Source organism: Myxococcota bacterium (genome assembly GCA_035498015.1).
Classification (GTDB): domain Bacteria; phylum Myxococcota_A; class UBA9160; order SZUA-336; family SZUA-336; genus VGRW01.
Window position 1 is genome coordinate 1 of the sequence record DATKAO010000238.1, and the last position, 5,458, is coordinate 5,458.

Annotated in this window: 6 protein-coding genes; 3 read left to right on the plus strand and 3 right to left on the minus strand. The window is 71.4% G+C overall.

The genetic code is table 11. The features are described from left to right. The 3 genes from VMR86_21085 to VMR86_21095 all read right to left on the minus strand — a co-directional run. Positions 1 to 795: GTPase HflX (locus tag VMR86_21085; GenBank protein HTO09559.1), on the minus strand; the 795-nt coding region annotated here is incomplete at its 3' end. 108 nt (positions 796 to 903) lie between these two features. Further along, positions 904 to 1,746: an LLM class F420-dependent oxidoreductase gene (locus VMR86_21090; protein HTO09560.1), complete on the minus strand. Its 843-nt coding sequence runs from the start codon at positions 1,744 to 1,746 to the stop codon at positions 904 to 906. Positions 1,747 to 1,766: 20 nt separating this feature from the next. Continuing rightward, positions 1,767 to 2,444 (minus strand): hypothetical protein, encoded by a 678-nt coding sequence (locus VMR86_21095; GenBank protein HTO09561.1) that lies wholly within the window; start codon positions 2,442 to 2,444, stop codon positions 1,767 to 1,769. Between the two features lie 46 nt (positions 2,445 to 2,490). Here VMR86_21095 and VMR86_21100 point away from each other — a divergent pair, with 46 nt between their 5' ends. The 3 genes from VMR86_21100 to VMR86_21110 form a co-directional block, all read left to right on the plus strand. Continuing rightward, positions 2,491 to 3,543 carry a glycosyltransferase gene (locus tag VMR86_21100; GenBank protein HTO09562.1) on the plus strand — a complete coding sequence of 351 codons (1,053 nt, stop codon included), beginning with the start codon at positions 2,491 to 2,493 and terminating at the stop codon, positions 3,541 to 3,543. A gap of 25 nt (positions 3,544 to 3,568) precedes the next feature. After that, positions 3,569 to 4,978, plus strand: a complete 1,410-nt coding sequence (glmU, locus tag VMR86_21105) for a bifunctional UDP-N-acetylglucosamine diphosphorylase/glucosamine-1-phosphate N-acetyltransferase GlmU (GenBank protein ID HTO09563.1) — start codon at positions 3,569 to 3,571, stop codon at positions 4,976 to 4,978. A gap of 102 nt (positions 4,979 to 5,080) precedes the next feature. Continuing rightward, positions 5,081 to 5,458: glutamine--fructose-6-phosphate aminotransferase (locus VMR86_21110; protein ID HTO09564.1), on the plus strand; the 378-nt coding region annotated here is incomplete at its 3' end.

The window sequence follows — 5,458 nt, forward strand, 5'->3', positions numbered from 1 at the left end:
GGTCTTGGCGTTCTGCGCGAAGATGTCGAGGATGAGCTGCGTGCGGTCGACGATGCGCGCCTCGACCAGGTCGGTGATCGCGCGGATCTGACCCGACGAGAGATCGCGGTCGAAGAGCACGATCTCGGCGCCGCGCTGCCACGCGCGAGTCACCAGGTCCTTGATCTTGCCCGGGCCGATCAGGAACTTCGGGTCGGGCTTCGGCCGGCGCTGGCGCAGCACGTCGACGATCGAGAGACCGGCCGTGCGCGCCAGCTCCTTCATCTCGTCGCAGCGCTCGTCGGCGTGCGGGTCGTTGCCGATCTCCACGCACACCAACACCGCGCGCTCGCCGTCGCCGTCGGTGACGACGCCCTGCTGCGCTGCGCCGAAGCGCGCCTCGAGCTCTTCGATCCACTCCTGGAAGTCGAACTCGAACTGACTCGCCGCGATCGGCTCGTGGCGCGTCACCGACTCACCCGAAGCGTCCGGCGGCTGCAGCGAGGCGTAGTCGACCTTGTCGGGCAGGCCGTCCTCGCCCACCAGCACCGCGGCCATCGCGTCCAGGCGCAGCAGCGTGAGGTCGGTGAGATCGTCGCGCGTGAGTGGCTCGCCGCGCAGGTGCGTGTGGATGCAGCGCAGGCCGCGGAAGCGCCCCGCGCCCGCGCGCACGCGCTTGAAGTCGGGCAGCGTGATCGAGAACGCGTCGCCGACCATCACGTACTCGACCTTGCCGCCGCGCGCGACCAGCACGCCGACCTGGCGCCCGCAGTCGGCCGAAATCTCGGCGAGCGTGCGCGCGAACTCCTGCGTCACGAGTCTCTCGCGCGGGAGCTTGCGTTTGTACAGGTTGGTGAGACGCCGGATCTGGTTGGCCTTCAGCCCGTACGTCGGTCCGTAAAGTTCGGAAATCGCCGTGTCCCTCTACGCCACACTGTGCACGAGCGCGGCGTAGCGGTCGAGGACGGGCAGCACTTTGTCGGCGGGCTCGGGCGGCAGACCCAGGATGGCGCGCGCCACGCCGGCTTCGCGCGCTTTCGCGAGCTCGCCCGGCTCGGGGCGCATGCCGAACACCGAGACCTCGAGCGACGCCGGGTCGCGGCCCGCCTCCGACGCCATGCGCCGGAACTCCGGCAATCTCGCGAAGATCTCGTCGCGGCCGTGGATCGGCATCCAGCCGTCGCCGTAGGCGATCGCGCGCGCGGCCCCCGCGGGGAAGCCGCCGCCGACGTGGATCGGCGGGTGCGGCTTCTGCACGGGCTTGGGCCAGCTCATGAGCGGCCCGAAGTCGACGAAGCGGCCGTGAAACTCGGCCTTCGACCGGGTCCAGATCTCCTTCATGGCCAGCACGCGCTCGCGCATGAGGGCGATGCGCTGGCGCGCGTCGGTGCCGTGATTGCGCATCTCCTCGCGATTCCAGCCCGCGCCGATGCCGAACAGGAAGCGCCCGTCGCTCACGCGGTCGAGCGTGGCCACGTGCTTCGCGGTCTGGATCGGGTCGCGCTGCACCACCAGACAGATGCCCGTGGCGAGCTTCAAGCTGCGAGTCACTGCCGCGGCCGCCGCCAGCGCCACGAACGGCTCGAACACGTCGTAGTACATCTTGGGCAGCTCGGGGCCGCCGGGCCAGGGTGACTCGCGGCGCGCGGGAATGTGCGAGTGCTCCGGGAACCAGAGTGACTCGAAGCCGCGCTCTTCTGCGGCGCGCGCAAGCGCAGCCGGGCCGATGGAGGAGTCCGTGGGGAACATGGTGAGGCCGAGCTTCATGGCCTCATTCTACGCGCGCACTAGGGGAAGAAGCGGTACCAGAACCAGCGCGAGCCGGCGCCGAGCTGCAGCGCCGGAATCGACACCGGCACGTCGTTGCGCGTGATGCCCGCCAGCTCGAGCGTGCGGCCCTTCTGGGGCAGCGCGCTGGTGTCGAACGTGAGCAGGAGCTCGCCAGACTCGAGCACGGCGATCTTCGCGCTGTTCACCGACTTGTGCGGCTCGACCGAGCGCGAGCAGGGCTCCATCTCGCGCAGCGGGAGCTCCTGGCCGGCGAGCGACTCCGCCTTGTCCGGCAGCACCACGCGGTAGCGCATGGGCGTCACGCGCGCGCCGTCGGCGCCCACGATCGCGAGGTCGGCGAAGCGCGCCTTCCACGGGCCCTTGGCCTCGAAGGTGACTCGCACGAGCGTCGTGCCCGGCAGTCCCGGAGTGTCCGCGCTCGAGAACATCGGCACGGGCAGCGGCACGATCATCCAGAAGCCCGCGTCCCAGTCACAGATCGACACGATCACGTCGCTGGCGGGGCTCGCCCCCGTGGGGTCCTGTGCGAAGCCGTGGCCGGTGCGGTCGCGCGACACGGGCACGGCGTCGGAGGGCGAGATCGGCGTGCCGCCCACGGGCGTGGTGTAGTGCTCGCGGCTCAACACGAAGCAGCCGCACAGCGCGAACGCGAGCAGGAAGACGAAGCGGCGCACGGACTCTCCCCCGGAACGGCGCAGATTCTCTGCTACGATCGGCCGCATGTCACTCCCCGGGCCCGGCTCGCCCGCCGCGCCCGCGCCCGAGATCTCGGTCCTGCTCCCGGTGCGCGACGGCGCCGAGACTCTGCGCGCGGCGCTCGACTCGACACTGGCGAGTGTCGGCCCCGCCATCGAGGTCGTGTGCGTCGACGACGGCTCACGCGACGCCACCGCCGCCATCCTGCGGGACTACGCGCGGCGCGACGCGCGCCTGCGCGTGCTGACCCGGCCGGCGCGCGGCATCGTGCCGTCGCTCTGCGACGCGCTCGCCGCGGCGCGCGCGCCGTTGGTGGCGCGCATGGACGCCGACGACGAGATGCACCCCGAGCGGCTCGCCGCGCAGCGCACCCTGCTCGAGGCCCGGCCCGACCTGGGCCTGGCCGGGTGCCTGGTCGAGTCATTCCGCGCCGGCGGGCTGCGCGACGGCTACCGGCTGTTCACCGACTGGGCGAACGCGTGTGTCTCGCCCGACGAGATCTCGCGCGAGGCCTTCGTCGACTGCCCGGTGCCCCACCCGACCTGGCTCGCCCCGCGCGCGGCGATCGAGCGCGCCGGCGGCTGGCGCGACCCGGGCTGGGCCGAGGACCTCGACCTCTTCTACCGCCTGCTCGAGCAGGGCGTGCGCGCGGCCAAGGTCCCGCGGACGCTGCACCGCTGGCGCGATCACGACGGCCGGCTCAGCCGCACCGACCCGCGTTACGGACGGGTGGGGCTGGCCCGCGCCAAGGCCCACTGGCTGCCGCGCATCCGGCCGATGTCGGCCGCCGTTTTTCTGGGCGCGGGTCGCACCGCGCGCCGTTATGCCCGGCTTCTCGCCTCGGAAGGCGTGAAAACGCACGCCCTGGCCGCTCCCGAGGAGCCCGGGCCGGCATGCAGCTGGCAAGGCATTCCGGTGCTCGGCCCTGCGGGGCTCGCAGCAGGCGTTTCGGACTGGCGGCGGTCGGGGATGTTGTTCCTGGGTGCGGCGGCGGTGCGTGGCGCGCGCAGCCGGATTCGGGAAATCCTCTCCGGTCTCGGCCTCGTCGAAGGGCGCGATTTCGTCATGTTGGCCTAGGACATCGCCGAAGGTGGGAGAACGCATGTCTCGAGGGGATCTGGCGCTGGTGCTGATGGCGGCGGGCAAAGGCACGCGCATGCGCTCGCGCCTGCCGAAGGTCCTGCACCCGGTGTGCGGGCGGCCCATTCTCATGCACGCGCTCGAGCTGGGGCGCGAGCTGGGCGCCAAGCGCCGGATCGTGGTCGTGGGCTCGGGCGAGGACGAGGTGCGGGCCGCTCTCGCCGCCGAGGGCTACTCGGACGTGGAGCTGGTGCGCCAGGCCGAGCAGCGCGGAACGGGCCACGCGGCGCTGCAGGCCAAGTCGCTGCTCGCCGACCACCCGGGTCCCGTGCTGGTGATGAACGGCGACCACCCGCTCTATCGCGCGCGCACCTTCCGGGCCCTGCGCGAGGCCTTCGAGCGCAGCGGCGCCGACCTGGAGATCCTGGTGACCGACATGCCCAACCCGACCGGCTACGGGCGCGTGCTGCGCGACGCCGGCGGGCGCGTGGCGCGCGTGGTCGAAGAGGTCGAGCTGGCCGAGACCATGAAGCGCATCAGCGAGGTGAACCTGGGCGCGTATCTCGCCGAGGCCAGCCTGCTCTTCGACCTGCTCGAGCGCGTGCGCGACGACAACGAGAAGGGCGAGTTCTACATCACCGACGTGGTCGAGATCGCGCGCCAGCTCGGCAAGACCGTCGACAGCGCGAAGGCCGAGGACTGGACCGAGTCACTGGGCATCAACACGCGGCTCGAGCTCGCGCGCGCCGAAGGCCTGCTGCGCGAGCGCATCGTCGACAAGCTCATGCTCGACGGGGTGACGCTCGAGGACCCCGAGCAGACCTACATCGACGTCGACGTGCAGATCGGCCAAGACACGGTGATCGCCGCGGGCGCGGTGATCCGCCGCGGCGTGCGCATCGGCACGGGCTGCCGCATCGACCCGGGCGTGGTGATCGAGGGGTCGGTGCTGGGCAACGACGTGTGGCTCAAGCCCGGCTGCTACCTCGAGGGCTCGCGCATCGCCGACCGCTGCGTGCTCGGCCCCAACGCCCACCTGCGCCCGGGCGCCGACCTGGGCGAGGACGTGCGGCTGGGGAACTTCGTCGAGGTGAAGAACTCGGTGATCGGCGCCGGCACCAAGGCCGACCACCTGACCTACATCGGCGACGCCGACGTGGGCAGCAAAGTGACCTTCGGCTGCGGATCCATCGTCGTGAACTACGACGGGGAGAAGAAGCGGCGAACCACGATCGGCGACGGCGCTTTCATCGGCTGCAATTCGAATCTGCTCGCCCCGGTCGTCATCGAAGCCGAGGCGTACGTCGGCGCGGGCTCGACCATCAGCAAGACGGTCCCCAGCGGGGCCCTCGGCATCGCGCGGGCGGAGCAGCGCAACATCGAGGGCTGGCGCAAGCGCCGTTTCAAGGGCGGTCACGAGCACGACCAGTGAGTCAGTGAGTGAGGAAGAGGCGAGGCGAGGGCGTCCCGAGCCGAGCCGGCAAGGGGCGGAAGCCCCGCGCAGTGAGCCGCAGGCGAACGAAGGAACCAGGACATGTGCGGGATCGTAGGCTACGTAGGCCACAGTGACCGGGCGCAGGACGTGATTCTCGACGGGCTGCGGCGGCTCGAGTACCGCGGCTACGACTCGGCGGGGATCGCGGTCGTGGTCGACCGGAAGCTCCGGCTGGTGCGCGCGCAGGGCAAGCTCGTGAACCTCGAGGCTGCGCTGCGCGACGTGCCGCTCGCCGGCTCGCTCGGCATCGGCCACACGCGTTGGGCGACTCACGGCAAGCCCAGTGAGCGCAACGCGCATCCGCACGTCGCGGGCACGGTCGCGGTGATCGGCAACGGCATCGTCGAGAACTTCCGCGAGCTGCGCGACGAGCTGGAGCGCGCCGGCTGCGTGTTCAAGAGCGACACCGACACCGAG